Origin of the sequence: Agromyces bauzanensis, from assembly GCF_014645655.1 — a bacterium.
GTDB classification, from domain to species: domain Bacteria; phylum Actinomycetota; class Actinomycetes; order Actinomycetales; family Microbacteriaceae; genus Agromyces; species Agromyces bauzanensis.
The window spans coordinates 76,877-90,690 of sequence record NZ_BMMD01000012.1; the positions used below are offsets into that span (position 1 = coordinate 76,877).

Annotated in this window: 13 protein-coding genes; 11 read left to right on the forward strand and 2 right to left on the reverse strand. The window is 72.0% G+C overall.

What is annotated here, in order from left to right; translation table 11 throughout:
- Positions 1–334: 334 nt before the first annotated feature.
- From IEX31_RS11320 to IEX31_RS11370, 11 genes are all read left to right on the forward strand, one after another.
- Positions 335–1,426 carry a fatty acid desaturase family protein gene (locus IEX31_RS11320; RefSeq protein WP_188743543.1) on the forward strand — a complete coding sequence of 364 codons (1,092 nt, stop codon included), beginning with the start codon at positions 335–337 and terminating at the stop codon, positions 1,424–1,426.
- Between the two features lie 139 nt (positions 1,427–1,565).
- The gene (locus tag IEX31_RS11325; protein ID WP_188743544.1) at positions 1,566–3,020 is read left to right on the forward strand and encodes an NtaA/DmoA family FMN-dependent monooxygenase; all 1,455 of its coding nucleotides are present in this window, start codon (positions 1,566–1,568) and stop codon (positions 3,018–3,020) included.
- Positions 3,021–3,085: 65 nt separating this feature from the next.
- Positions 3,086–4,723, forward strand: coding sequence for a TIGR04028 family ABC transporter substrate-binding protein (locus tag IEX31_RS11330; protein ID WP_188743545.1), 1,638 nt, complete (start codon positions 3,086–3,088; stop codon positions 4,721–4,723).
- Between the two features lie 84 nt (positions 4,724–4,807).
- On the forward strand, positions 4,808–5,746 hold the full coding sequence (locus IEX31_RS11335) for an ABC transporter permease (RefSeq protein WP_229662289.1): 939 nt from the start codon (positions 4,808–4,810) through the stop codon (positions 5,744–5,746).
- A gap of 62 nt (positions 5,747–5,808) precedes the next feature.
- Complete coding sequence (locus IEX31_RS11340) at positions 5,809–6,684, forward strand: ABC transporter permease (protein WP_373285520.1); 876 nt, start codon at positions 5,809–5,811, stop codon at positions 6,682–6,684.
- Entirely contained in the window at positions 6,681–8,330 is a 1,650-nt protein-coding gene (locus IEX31_RS11345; protein WP_188743546.1) for a dipeptide ABC transporter ATP-binding protein, read from the forward strand. The genes IEX31_RS11340 and IEX31_RS11345 overlap by 4 nt, the downstream gene beginning before the upstream one ends.
- Positions 8,327–9,355, forward strand: coding sequence for a putative FMN-dependent luciferase-like monooxygenase (locus IEX31_RS11350; protein ID WP_188743547.1), 1,029 nt, complete (start codon positions 8,327–8,329; stop codon positions 9,353–9,355). Before IEX31_RS11345 ends, IEX31_RS11350 begins: the two co-directional genes overlap by 4 nt.
- A 53-nt stretch (positions 9,356–9,408) precedes the next feature.
- Entirely contained in the window at positions 9,409–10,008 is a 600-nt protein-coding gene (locus tag IEX31_RS11355; RefSeq protein WP_188743548.1) for a CMD domain protein, read from the forward strand.
- Positions 10,005–10,679 carry an alkylhydroperoxidase domain protein gene (locus IEX31_RS11360; protein WP_188743549.1) on the forward strand — a complete coding sequence of 225 codons (675 nt, stop codon included), beginning with the start codon at positions 10,005–10,007 and terminating at the stop codon, positions 10,677–10,679. The genes IEX31_RS11355 and IEX31_RS11360 overlap by 4 nt, the downstream gene beginning before the upstream one ends.
- Positions 10,680–10,825: 146 nt before the next feature.
- On the forward strand, positions 10,826–12,136 hold the full coding sequence (locus IEX31_RS11365; RefSeq protein WP_188743550.1) for an aminotransferase class V-fold PLP-dependent enzyme: 1,311 nt from the start codon (positions 10,826–10,828) through the stop codon (positions 12,134–12,136).
- 74 nt (positions 12,137–12,210) lie between these two features.
- On the forward strand, positions 12,211–12,708 hold the full coding sequence (locus IEX31_RS11370; RefSeq protein WP_188743551.1) for an FBP domain-containing protein: 498 nt from the start codon (positions 12,211–12,213) through the stop codon (positions 12,706–12,708).
- An 85-nt stretch (positions 12,709–12,793) separates the two neighbouring features.
- Here IEX31_RS11370 and IEX31_RS11375 read toward each other — a convergent pair whose 3' ends face one another.
- Both IEX31_RS11375 and IEX31_RS11380 read right to left on the reverse strand, forming a co-directional pair.
- On the reverse strand, positions 12,794–13,564 hold the full coding sequence (locus IEX31_RS11375) for an SGNH/GDSL hydrolase family protein (protein ID WP_188743552.1): 771 nt from the start codon (positions 13,562–13,564) through the stop codon (positions 12,794–12,796).
- Positions 13,565–13,605: 41 nt separating this feature from the next.
- Positions 13,606–13,800 (reverse strand): DUF1918 domain-containing protein, encoded by a 195-nt coding sequence (locus IEX31_RS11380; RefSeq protein ID WP_188743553.1) that lies wholly within the window; start codon positions 13,798–13,800, stop codon positions 13,606–13,608.
- Positions 13,801–13,814 lie beyond the last annotated feature (14 nt).

The window sequence follows — 13,814 nt, forward strand, 5'->3', positions numbered from 1 at the left end:
TCCTGCCTCGCGAACGCGGTCCCGTTGTGGTCGTGCAGGTCGGCGGTGCGATCGCGGTCGGATCTCGTCACGGAAGGGTGGTCTCCAAGGGTCGGTGGATCGCGTCGGCGAACGACGCGGGTATCAGACGATTCTACGGCGAGGCGGCCCCGTCTCTCACGGGTTGACGGGGGTTCGAGGCGTGCGTGCGATGAGGATCGCGGCGCCGGTATCCAAGCTGTGAATCACATGGGCACATCTCCGATCTCGCCTGCGCGTGCGTAGCCTGAAGATCGGGGGGAAGAACCGTTCAGCGCAGTGAGGTGCTCGTCGTCTCCCTGGGGTGGTGGTCTGGATGTCCGAGACAGATTCGGCCGTCGCGACGGCCACGGTTCGCAATCCGCGCGTCGCGGCGACCAACAGCGAATTCACCGAGTTGGCGCGGCGCATCAAGCAGAGCGGCCTCATGCGTCGTCGCTACGGCTATTACTGGACGAAGCTCAGCGCGGTGCCCGTGGCGTTCGCCGTCACGATCGTCGCGTTCGCGTGGATCGGCGATACGTGGTGGCAGATGTTCACCGCGGCATGGTTCGCGTTCCTGTTCACCCAGACCGCGTTCCTCGGCCACGACGCGGCGCATCGGCAGATCTTCCGGTCAGGCAAGTGGAACGACTGGGTCAGCCTGATCCTCGGCGGCTTCGTGGGCATGAGCTACGGCTGGTGGCAGCACAAGCACACCCGCCACCACGCGAATCCGAACCAGATCGGCGCCGACCCCGATATCGAACTCCCCGTGGTCGCGTTCACGCCCGAGCAGGCGACGCGGCAACGCTCGCGGTCGGCCAGGTGGCTCATCGCGCACCAGGGGACGTTCTTCTTCCCGATCCTGCTGCTCGAGGGCGTGTCCCTGCACGCGTCGAGCGTGCACCGCGTGCTCGCGAGGGAGCCGATGACCCACCGACCGGTGGAGATCGCATTCCTCGCGCTGCGCATCGTCGGCTTCGTGGCGCTCGTCTTCCTCGTGCTCTCGCCCGACAAGGCGGTGGCGTTCCTCGCCATCGAACTCGGCGTCTTCGGCTTCTACATGGGCATGTCGTTCGCACCGAACCACAAGGGCATGCCGCTCGTGCCGAAGGGCGCCCGACTCGACTTCCTGCGCCGCCAGGTGCTCATGAGCCGGAACATCCGCGGCAACCGGGTGCTCGACTTCGCGATGGGCGGGCTCAATTACCAGATCGAGCACCACCTGTTCCCGTCGATGCCCCGACCGCACCTGCGACGGGCCGCCGGCATAATCGCCGAGTACTGTCGCGAACACGGCGTGCCGTACACGCAGACCACCCTGTGGCAGTCGTACGTGATCGTGCTCCGATACATCAACCGCGTCGGCCTCGGCGAGCGCGACCCGTTCGAATGCCCGCTCGTCGCGCGGCGGTCGAGCATCTGAGGACCGTGGGCGGACCCGGCGTCGTGATGACGCCGCGTGACGCCCCGTTGAGCCGTGTGACGGCGGGTGCCGCCGTGTGACGGCCGGCCCTCGCGGCATCCGCCCGGCCTGCCTAGCGTCGGGGCGGGGAGGCACACGAATGACACGACTCATCATCGGCGCCATGGTCAGGGCGATCGGCGCGTACCCGTCGGGATGGCGCTACCCGGGTGCGCACCGCGACCCGCGCGGCGACGCGGCCGTGCTCCGCCGCACCGCCGAGGTCGCCGAGGCCGCCCGACTCGACTACCTGTTCTTCGGCGACTGGCTCGCCACGGGCCACGATCTGGAGTTCCAGGATCCCTACCTCGTGGCGCGGGTCGACCCGCTCTCGGCGGTCACCTACCTCGCGGGACTCACCCGGCGCATCGGCCTCATCGCGACCGCGAACACGAGCTACGCCGACCCGTACACGCTCGCCCGCGCGACCGCGTCGGCCGACCTGCTCTCGGGCGGACGAGCGGGGCTCAACCTCGTCACCGGCGCCGAGCCGCGCGTCGCCGGCAACCACGGCCGCGACTTCCACGAGGCGAGCGGATCGCGCTACGACCGCGCGGTCGAGTTCGAGCACGTGCTGCGGTGCCTCTGGGACTCGTTCGAGGACGAGGCGATCGTGGCGGATGCCGCGGCCGGCGTCTACCTCGACCCGTCGCGCCTGCACCGCACCGACTTCCACGGTGCGCAGCTCAGCGTCGACGGCCCGCTCAACGTCACTCGTCCCGTGCAGGGACACCTCCCGCTCGTGCATGCCGGCAGTTCGCCGCGGTCGAAGCTCTTCGCGGCGCAGGCCGCCGACCTCGCGCTCGTCGCGGTCACGGGACTCGAACACGCCGTCGCCGTTCGCGAGGAACTGCGCTCGCTGGCATTCGAGTCGGGGCGCGACGACCGCACCCTCAAGGTCATCGCACCCGTGCTGCCGATCGTCGGCGACACCCGCGAGCACGCGCAGTCGATCGCCGATGAGCTCAGCGAGCTCGTGCAGATCGCCGAGGACTGGCCCGACGGGCCGCCCGCCGCGTTCCCCGCGAACCGCTCGCTGGCGCAGTTGTCGACCCTCCTCGGCGTGGACGTCTCCGCGCTCTCGCCCGATCGCGCGGCCACGTCGTCGCTCGTCGCGGGCTTCAGCGGCGCGGGTCAAGAGCTCGTCGAGATCGTCGCCGAGCGCACCGGCCGCAGCCCATCGGGCGAACGGCCGCCGACGCTGCGCCACCTCGTGGTCGCGGCATCCGTCACCGCGTCGATGGTCGTCGGCTCGGCCGACGAGATCGCCGCTGAGTTCGAGGCGTGGGCCGAGGCCGGGGCCGTCGACGGGTTCAACGTGCTCTCGGCGGTGCAGCCCGCGCAGTTCGAGGCATTCGCGTTCGGCGTCGTGCCCGAGCTGCAGCGTCGCGGCGTCTTCCCGACCGAGTACGAGGGCGAGACGCTCCGCGACCACCTCGATCTGGGGCGCCCAGAGAACGTGCACGTGACGTCCCGTGACGCGCGGTTTCGGCCCGTGACCGGTCGTGACGGCGTTGGTCGTCGGGCGTTTGAACGAGGCCCGCGGCATCCGTAGCTTCGACGAGCACACCCCCACCAGGGGCACCGTCCGCTGATCACCATCGAAGGAAACCACCGCAGATGTCCACACCACGCATTCGCCGCCTCGCCCTCGCGAGCACCGCCGCGCTCGCTGCCACGGCACTGCTCGCCTCGTGCGTCGGGCAGGCCGCCGGGGCCGGGTCGGCCGCCGTCGGCGACCCCGTCGAGGGCGGCACGCTCACCTACCTCGAGCACCAGGCGCACACGACGCTCTACCCGCCGCAGGCCGGCTTCTACCCGAACGGCGGCATCGTGAACAACATCACCGCCCGCCTCACCTGGCAGGACCCCGACACCCTCGGGATCGAGCCGTGGGTCGCGACCGACTGGACGGTGAACGCGGATGCCACGGAGTACACCTTCGACCTGCGCGACGACGTGACCTTCTCCGACGGCACCCCGCTCGACGCCGCCGCGGTCGCGAAGAACTTCGACACCTACGGCCTCGGCAATGCCGACCTCGGGCTCACGATCTCGGAGGCGATCAACAACTACGCCTCGAGCGAGGTCGTCGACCCCGACACCGTGACGTTCCGGTTCTCGGCGCCCGCACCGGGCTTCCTGCAGGCCACCTCGACCATCAACTCGGGCCTGCTCTCGCCCAAGACGCTCGACCGCAGGCTCGAGGACTTCGGGGCCGGCTCGTCGACCGAGATCGTCGGCTCGGGCCCGTTCGTCATCACCGACGAGGAGCTCGGCACGTCGCTGCATCTCGAAGCCCGAGAGGACTACGACTGGGCGCCGCCGTCGTTCGAGCACCAAGGAAGGGCGTACCTCGACGCGATCGACATCGTCGTGACCCCTGAGGACAGCGTGCGCATCGGCTCGCTCCTCGCCGGCCAGGCCGACGTCATCCGATACGTGCAGGCGTTCGACGAGGCACAGGTGCAGGACGCGGGCTTCGAGATCGTCGCGGCGCCCACGCGCGGCGTGAACAACTCGCTGGGCCTGCGGTTCACCAACCCGCTGCTCAGCGACATCCGGGTGCGCCAGGCGCTCGTGCACGGCGTCGACGCGCAGGAGGTCGTGGACACGATCTTCACCGAGAATTACCCCGTGGCGACGTCGGAGCTCGCCTCCAGTGCGAAGGGCTACGTCGACGAGTCCGAGGGCCTCGCGTTCGATCCCGAGCTGTCGGAGGATCTCCTCGACGAGGCCGGCTGGACGGTCGGGGCCGACGGCGTGCGAGAGAAGGACGGCCAGCGCCTCTCGCTCGCGGTCTACGAGGCCAAGCCGCAGCCCCTCTCGAAGCAGACCCTCGAGCTCGCGAGCCAGCAGCTCGCGAAGATCGGCGTGGAGCTCACCGTGAAGGCCGCCGACTCGGGCAGCTACGCCGAGGACATCCTCGACCCGCTGAAGACCCCGCTCTACCACTCCATGGTCGGACGCGCCGACAACGACGTGATCAAGAGCCAGTACCACACGAAGAACCGCAACACGCTGCGCTCCGACGACGCCGAGCTCGACCGGCTCCTCGAGGCCGTGGCATCCGAACCCGACCCCGCGAAGCGCGACGAGGCATCGGCGGCGGTGCAGGACTACCTCACCGAGCAGGCCTACGTGATCCCGCTCTTCGAGGAGCCGCAGGTGTACGGCGCCGCGCCGTACGTGCACGGGTTCACGACCGAGGCCGTCGCCCGCCCGCATTTCTACGACACCTGGCTCGACAACCAGTAGCCGGCACTCGGTGCGGCGGATGCCGGGACACGACCCGCGCATCCGCCGCACCCCCTCACCACCCGCTCGGGAAGGAGCACCACGGTGGCCTACCTCGCACGGCGCACCGGCCAGGCGCTGATCGTGCTGGCGATCGCGTTCACGGCGACGTTCGTGATGCTGCAGGCGCTGCCGGGCGACGCGATCCTCATCAGGTTCGAGAGCCCCGAGCTCGGACTCTCGCCCGAGCAGATCGCCGACATCCGCGCCGCCTACGGCGCCGACGTGCCGCCGCTGCAGCAGTACCTGCACACGCTCATCGGGTTCCTGCAGGGCGACTTCGGCACCTCCGTGCAGTATGGCACCCCCGTGCGCGAGCTGATCGGCTCGGCGCTGCCCGACACCCTCCCCCTCGCGGGACTCGGATTCCTCGTCGCGGTGGTCCTCGCCGTCGCGCTCGCGTTCCTCTCGACGCTCGCTCCGTTCGGCTGGCTGCGCCGCGTGCTCCGCGCACTGCCGAGCGTGTTCGTCTCGGTGCCCGTGTTCTGGCTCGGCATCGTGCTCATCCAGGTGTTCTCATTCCAGCTCCGGCTCGTGCCGGTCATCGGTGCCGATCCGGTCCAGGCGCTCATCCTGCCGGTGCTGACCCTCGCGATCCCCATCTCGGCGCCGCTCGCGCAGATCCTCGCGCGTTCCATCGACGAGGTGCAACTGTCGCCGTTCGTCGCCGTGGTGCGAGCGAAGGGCGCGGGGCCCGCGCGCGTGCTCTGGCGCGACGTCGCCCGCAACGCGCTGCTGCCGGCGATCACGATCGCGGGCGTGCTGATCGGCGAGCTCATCGGTGGCGCCGTCGTGACCGAGACGGTCTTCGGCCGCGCCGGCATCGGGCGGATCACCGAGCAGGCGGTCGCCAACCAGGACGTCGCCGTGCTGCAGGCGATCGTGATCCTCGCAGCGCTCGTGTTCGTGCTCGTGAACCTCGCGGTGGACCTCGTGTACCCGATCCTCGATCCGAGGCTGAAGCGGAAGGCGGTGGCGGCGTGAGCGCCCCGGTGGACATTCCCGTGCGAGCGGATGCCGCGGCACCCCCCGTCGGCATCGCCGTGCTGCCCGCCCTCGACGGCAGCGTCCCGTCGACCGCCGCCGCCGCGGCCGCCGCCGGACCGGCCGCACGTGCCGCCCGTCGGCTGCGATCCGTTCCGCCCGGGCTCGTGCTCGCATGGCTCGTCATCGCCGTCGTGATCGCGTGGGCCCTCGTGCCGTGGCTGTTCACGGCACAGGATCCGGTGAGCGGCGTGCCCGCCGAGAAGCTGCAGGGCCCGAGCCTCGCGCACCTCTTCGGCACGGACGCGATCGGGCGTGACCTGTTCACTCGCGTGGTCTACGGGGCGGTGCACTCGCTGTCGGGCGCCTTCGTCGCCGTCACCGTCGGCCTCGCGGGCGGCACGCTGCTCGGCGTGCTCGCCGGATCGATCGGCGGCGTCGTCGACGCCGTCGTGATGCGGCTCGTCGACGTGCTGCTCGCGATCCCGGGACTCCTCCTCGCGCTCAGCATCATCATCCTGCTGGGATTCGGCACCGTGAACGCGGCGATCGCGGTCGGTGTCGGCTCGATCGCGGCGTTCGCGCGCGTCTCGCGGTCGGAGGTCGTGCGAGTGCGCCAGGCCGACTTCGTCGAGGCCGCGTTCGGCTCGGGCGGCCGCCTGTCCGCGGTGCTCGTGCGGCACGTGCTGCCGAACTCGCTCACCGCCGTGATCGGCCTCGCCGCCCTGCAGTTCGGCGCGGCGATCCTCGCGATCTCCACGCTCGGCTTCCTCGGCTACGGCGCCCCGCCGCCGACGCCCGAGTGGGGACTGCTCATCGCCGAGGGCCGCAATTACGTCGCGACCTCGTGGTGGCTCACCGTGCTGCCCGGCTTGGTGGTCGTGGCGGTCGTGCTCTCAGCCAACCGCATCAGCCAGTCCCTCGGGAGGACCCGATGACCGCGCTCCTCGAACTCGAGCACCTCGACGTCGCCTACCGCGCCTCGGCGGGACCGTTGCACGTGGTGCACGACGTGTCGTTCTCCGTCGAACCGGGCCAGGTCGTCGCGCTCGTCGGCGAATCGGGCTCGGGCAAGACGACGACCTCGAGCGCGGTGCTCGGCCTGCTGCCGTCGGGCGGCCACATCGCCGCGGGCGAGGTGCGACTCTCGGGCATCGACCTCTCGAGCTGGAGCGATCGCCGCCTCGAGAGCGTGCGCGGCGCCCGCATCGGGTACATCCCGCAGGACCCGGTTTCGTCGCTGAACCCCGTGCGCCCCATCGGGGTGCAGCTCGCCGACACGTTCCGGGTCCACCGCCGGGGCGACCGCCGCACGGTGCGCACTCGCGTGCTCGAACTGCTCGAACGAGCGGGGCTCGACGACCCGGCGCTCCGGGCCCGCCAGTACCCGCACGAACTCTCGGGCGGCATGCGGCAGCGCGTGCTCATCGCGAACGCCGTCGCCCTCCAGCCCGAGCTCGTGATCGCCGACGAGCCCACGAGCGCGCTCGACGTGACCGTGCAGCGGCGCATCCTCGACCTCATCGATGAACTCCGGCGCGAGCACGGCACGGCGGTGCTGCTCGTGACCCACGACCTCGGGGTCGCCGCCGAGCGCGCGGAGCGCATCGTCGTCATGCAGCACGGGCGAGTCGTCGAGCAGGGCGCGACCGCGTCGATCCTCGACGCGCCCGCCGAGGCATACACGCAACGCCTCCTCGCCGACGCTCCCGGCCTCGGCGAGCACGAGTTCCGTCGTCCGTGCCCGCCGGCCTACCTGCGCGATGCCGGCGACGCAGCGGCGGAGAACCCGGTCGTGCTCGAGGCATCCGGGCTCGTGAAGGAGTACTCGGTCGGCCGAGGCCGCGCCCCGTTCCGCGCCGTCGACGACGTCTCCTTCCGCGTGCTGCGCGGCACCACCCACGCGATCGTGGGGGAGTCGGGCTCGGGCAAGACCACCACGGCGCGCATCGTCACCCGGCTCGTCACCCCCGACGCCGGCCGTGTCGAACTCGGCGGCGTCGACGTCACGATGCTCGCCGGCGCCGCGAAGCGCGACTTCCGCCGACGGGTGCAGCTCGTGTACCAGAACCCGTTCGCGTCGCTCGACCCGCGGCAGACCGTGGCCGAGATCGTCGTCGAGCCGCTGCGCAACTTCGGCCTCGGCGACCGGCGCGCCCGGGCGGATGCCGCGACCCGCCTCATCGACCGGGTCGCCCTGCCGGCGCACCTCGCGACCAGCCGGCCGGCGGAGCTCTCGGGCGGCCAACGGCAACGCGTCGCGATCGCCCGCGCGTTCGCGCTCGAACCCGAGCTCGTGGTGCTCGACGAGGCGGTCTCGGCGCTCGACGTCACGGTGCAGGCGCGCATCCTCGAGCTCCTCGAGCAGCTGCAGGGCGAGCTCGGCCTCGGCTACCTCTTCATCTCGCACGACCTGGCGGTCGTGCAGCGCATCAGCCACTCGGTCTCGGTGATGCGCCGCGGCCGCGTCGTCGAAAGCGGGCCGACCGAACAGGTCTTCCGCTCGCCGCAGCATGACTACACCCGGGAACTGCTCGACGCCGTGCCCGGACGAACCCTCCCCGCCGGAAAGGCCCTCGCATGACCCGCATCGGATTCTTCACCCGACTCCTCGACGAGGCCCCCGCCGCCGAACGGTATCGCATCGCCACCGAGCAGATCGTCGTCGCCGAACGGCACGGCTTCGACTCGGCGTGGGTCGCGCAGCACCACTTCCATGCGGCCGAGGGCGGCCTCCCGTCGCCGTTCGTGTTCCTCGCGCACGCCGCGGCGGCGACGGCCCGCATCCGGCTCGGCACGGGCGTCGTCACCCTGCCGCTCGAGGATCCGGTGCGCGTCGCTGAGGATGCCATCGTGCTCGACCTGCTCTCGGGCGGGCGCGTGGAGCTCGGCCTCGGCTCGGGGTCGACCCCCGCGTCGTTCCTCGCATTCGGCGAACGCGCCGAGGATCGGGGGCGGGTGTTCGGCGAGAAGCTCGACACGCTCGTCGCCGCGCTCGCCGGCGGTGAGCTCGGGCACCCCGGCAACCACCTGCAACCGCCCGGACGAGACCTGCTCGGCCGCATCTGGCAGGCCACGTTCTCGGCCTTCGGCGGCACGCGAGCGGGTCGGGCGGGCCACGGCCTCATGCTCTCCCGCACCCAGCCGAGGCCGGCGGATGCCCCGCGCCGCACGCTCTCGGAGCTCCAGTTGCCCGTCATCGACGCCTATCGCGAGGCGCTGCCCGACGGCGTCCCGCCGCGCATCCTCGCGTCGCGCACGCTCTTCGTCGCGGACTCCCGCGAGGAGGCGCGGCGCTGGGCCGAGCGGGGCCTGCGCCGGGCGGCGGTCGGATTCGCGCGAGCCGGCCAGCCGCCGCTCGGCGACTCGCTCGACGACCTCATCGCCACGTACGACACGCACGTCGGCACGCCGGTGGAGGTCATCGAGTCGCTCGCGCGCGACTCGGCCGCCGCCGAGGCGACCGAGGTGGCGTTCCAGGTGCACTCCGTCGACCCGCCGCACGAACTCGTGCTGCGCTCCCTCGAGCTCATCGCCACCGAGGTGGCGCCCGCCCTGGGCTGGGGCGAGGCGGGCCGCAGCCGCGAGCTCGCGTCATCCGCCCACTGATCCTCGAACCGCACGACGCCATCCAGCACGAAACCACCACGGAAGGACCGACCATGACCGATGTGATCGACCGGCTCGCCGGTGTGACGCCGGGCGGGCGCGTCGACGCCCTACGGCGCCATCGCCCCGCCACGCGCGACAACGCGCAGGCCAGCTACGACGCCCTCTTCACGACGATCGACGAGACGCACGCGAGCGCCTCCGAGCGTGCGGCCGTGGCGCAGTTCGTCGCCGCCCTGCACGACGACGAGGGCGCGGTCGCCCACTACGCGGCGGTCACGCGACAGGCCGGCGGCGACCCACTCGCCGACGCGGTCGCCGACCTCGCGATCGCCGCCCGCACGACGGGGCCGTACGGCGAGTACCCCGCCGACGCCCCGCTTGCGGGCGAGAGCGTCGCGGGCCTCCGCTTCGCGATCGACGACGCCGACACCCGCGCGGCGCTGGGCGAACGGCTCGACGCCGCGCTCGAGCACGCGCACCTGCTCGTGTTCCGCCCGCGCGAGGCATCGGTCGCCGCACTCGCCCGCCTCGCCGACGCCGGATGGTCGACCGCCGGCATCGTCACCCTCTCCCAGCTCGTGTCGTTCCTCGCGTTCCAGCTTCGCGTCGCGGCCGGGCTCCGCCTGCTCACCACGGAGGACGCAGCATGACCGATCAGCCCATCGACCAGTCGACGGTGTCGACGGTGTCGACGGATGCCGCGACCGCCGGGCCGGCCCGCACGATCACCCACCCCGGGGCCGCCGTGCCCCGCGCGTTCACGCAGGACGAGCTCGGCTGGCTGCCGTGGCTCGAACCCGCCGACGAGGCGACCCTCACCGAGCGCCAGTGGGCGGGCCTCGTCGACCGCTCGCGCGCGAAGAGCGACTACTTCCGCCTGCTCGTGCGCGATCCCGACATCCTGCGCGCGCGCACGCTGACCGACAAGGACGTCTTCTACAACGCGGCCGACGGTCTTCCGCGCGCCGAGCGCGAACTCGCGGCCGCCGCCACGAGCCGCTTCAACGGCTGCATCTTCTGCGCGTCGGTGCACGCGCGCTTCGCGACCCATCACTCGAAGCGCCACGACGACGTGCAACGCCTACTCGACGAGGGCATCGACGCGGTGCAGGATGCCGCGTGGCGGGCCCTGATCGACGCGGCCGTCGCGCTCGCCGCCACGCCGTCGCGTCTCGCGCCCGAACACCTCGAGGCGCTGCGCGCGGCCGGATTCGACGGGCAGGCGGTCTCCGACGTCATCCACTCCGCGGCGTTCTTCAACTGGGCGAACCGGCTGATGCTCTCTCTCGGCGAGCCTGAGAGGCCGATCGCCGCGTCGTGACGCGCCCGCCGCGTTGTGCCGCGCCCGAATGTGTCGCGCCATGACACGGCGTGACCTCATGCGACGCCGCCGGTTGAGGCGCGGCGCGGCCGGTCGTAGTTTCGACGCCACACCACCCTCGACGCCAGCCACCCCGAGGAGCCGTCATGATCGCCACCGATGAGCGCACGCCGCCTTCGCCCGCGCTCCCGGCACCCGGACCGCTCGCCGCGCTCGTCGACGCGGGTCTCGAAGTGCCCGTGCTCGGCGGAGGGTTCGTGCGGCACGTGAACCTCGACGTCGCGGCGTCGGCGCCAGCGCTCGACGCCGTGGCCGCGCACGTCGCCCGGGTCTTGCCGTACTACGCGAGCGTGCACCGCGGCAGCGGCTACCCGTCGCAGGCCGTCACGACCCTCGTGGAGGACGCACGCATCGCCGTGGCCCGGCACGTCGGCGCCCGCGTCGACGACCTCGTGGTCTTCACGCGCAACACGACCGACGCGTTCAACCTGCTGGCGACCGCCGTGCCCGGCGACACCGTGGTGCTCGACCTCGAGCACCACGCCAACCTGCTGCCGTGGCGTCGGCGGCGCGTGCTGGTCGGGTCGAGCACGATCGCGGCAACCCTCGACGCGCTCGACTCCGAGCTCGCCGCCCGACCGGCGGCGCTCGTGTCGGTGACCGGCGCCTCCAACGTGACGGGCGAGGTGCTCCCGATCGACCGGATAGCGCAGCTCGCGCACGCACGCGGATCGCGCATCGCGGTGGATACCGCGCAACTGCTGCCGCACCGGCGGGTCGACCTCGCGGCATCCGGCATCGACTACCTCGCATTCTCGGGACACAAGTCGTACGCGCCGTTCGGCTCGGGCGCACTCGTCGGCCGTGCCGACTGGCTCGACGCCGCGCCGGCGTACCTCGCCGGCGGGGGAGCAGTGGAGTCGGTGCGGCTCGACCGCGTCGACTGGAAGCTTGGCGCCGACCGCCACGAGGCGGGCACCCCGAACGTCGTCGGCTTCGCGGCGCTCGCCCGAGCGCTCGCCGAACTCGAGCGCCTCGGCGACACGGCCCGCCATGAGCACGAGGCCGCCCTCACTGAGCGGCTGCACGCGGGGCTCGCGCGGTTACCGGGCGTCCGCGTCCTCCGCGGCTTCGACGACGCGGCCGACCGGATCGGCATCGCGACGATCGAGCTCGAGCAGGGCTCCGTCGGGCTCGTCGCCGCGGCGCTCGCCGCCGAACACGGCATCTCGGTGCGCACAGGGCGGTTCTGCGCCCACCCGCTCTTCGACCGCGTAGCGCATCGCGCCAACGGGCTGCGCGCCAGCCTCGGCGCCGGGTCCTCGGCCGACGACGTCGACCGGTTCCTCGACGCGCTCGCCCGGCTCGTGACCGATGGCCCCTCGCACGCCTACGAGCGCACGCCAGCCGGATGGTGTCCGCGCATCGACGACCGCCCGCGACTCGCCATCGACTGACCGCAGCGGCATCCACCCGCGCATCGGCACGCGCGCCGTTCGTAGACTGGGAGGCACGCACCGGGAGGGGACGCATGCAGCCACTGGTCGAGCACGAGCTCCGCGAGTCGTTCGGCAACGCGACCGAGGCGGAGCTCGCACAACTGTCGCTGCCGGTGCGGTTCTTCGTCACCGAGTGGGCGCACCTCGACGCGTTCGCGTGGCGCGACCCGCGCATCCCGGCCCGCGGCTACCTCGTGACCGAGCTCGACGGGTCGCCCGCGGGCGTCGTGCTGCGCGCCGCCGCCACGAACGGGTCGCACCACCGCGCTGCGATCTGCACCCTCTGCCACACGCAGCAGCCGGCCGACCAGGTCGTGTTGTTCTCGGCACGCCGCGCGGGCCCGGCTGGGGAGCGCGGCGACAGCGTGGGCACCTACATGTGCGCCGACCTCGCGTGCCAGGAGACCGTGCGCCTCGGCCGGCCCGCTGCACCGTCGGAGGTGCTGCCGGGCGTGCACGAGCTCATGCGCATCGAAGGACTCGCGCGTCGCACCCGCGCGTTCGTCGCCGACGTGCTCGGCTCGGAATGAACCGCCGAGTGTTCCCGCTCGCGCGTGGTGTGCCTGTTCGGCCGGGAACGTCGGGCGCGAACGGAAACGTTCGGTGGGTGGCGTGTCAGCGCGCGGCATCCGGAGCCAGCGGCTCCAACGTCGGCCGCTTCGCCATGCGGCCGTCGCCCGATGACCGGCCCGTGAGGCGCCGGCCGATCCACGGCAGCACGAACTCGCGGTAGTAGGCCGCCGTGTTGCGGCTGCGCGGCCCGGGCGGGGCGGCGGCCACCTCGGCGACGCCCCACTCATCGGGAACGGGAACGCCGACCGCGGTGAGCACGTTGCTCGCCACGCGAGCGTGCCCGAGCGAGTTGAGATGCAGCTTGTCGGGCGACCAGTACCGGATGTCGCGAAGGCCGCGATCGTTGAAGTTGTCGACGAAGGTGACGCCCGGGAGCTCGGCGAGGTCGACGAGGGCCGCGGTGAGACGGGCGCCGCGCGCGTCGAACACGCGGCCGAGCGGCAGGTGGTCGGTGGGGTTCGCGCCGCTCAGCATGAGCACGTGGATGCCCTCGTCGCGGATCCGGTGCACGGCCTGACGGAACCGCCCGGCGACTCGCTCCTCGGGCATGCGCGGGCGCAGCATGTCGTTGCCTCCGCCGTTGAAGCTGATCACCTCGGGCCGCAGCCGGATCGCGGCCTCGAGCTGTTCGTCGATGATGGGCCCGAGCTTGCGTCCGCGGATCGCGAGGTTCGCGTATCGTACGGGTTCGTGCGCCGCGGCGGCCAGCCCGAGGGCGACGAAGTCCGCCCAGCCGCGCACCGTCCCATCGGGGAGCTCGTCGCCGACCCCCTCGGTGAAACTGTCACCGATCGCCGCGTAGGAGTGGAACATCCCTCAACGGTAGCGCGAGGGATGCCGCGGCATCCGTCGCCTCAGTGCGCCTGGTGCTCGTGCTCGAGTTCGCAGTCCGCACCCGGGTAGAGGAGCGTCTCGTGCCCGTCGTCGAAGCGCACGAGATACGGCGGCGAGCCATCGGCGCCGCGGACCTCCAGGATCTTGCCGTGCCGGTCGGCCTGGCCGACCTGCTTGCCGTGGATGACGAGGCGTTCGCCGACTGTCGCTTGCATCACTACCTCCTCCG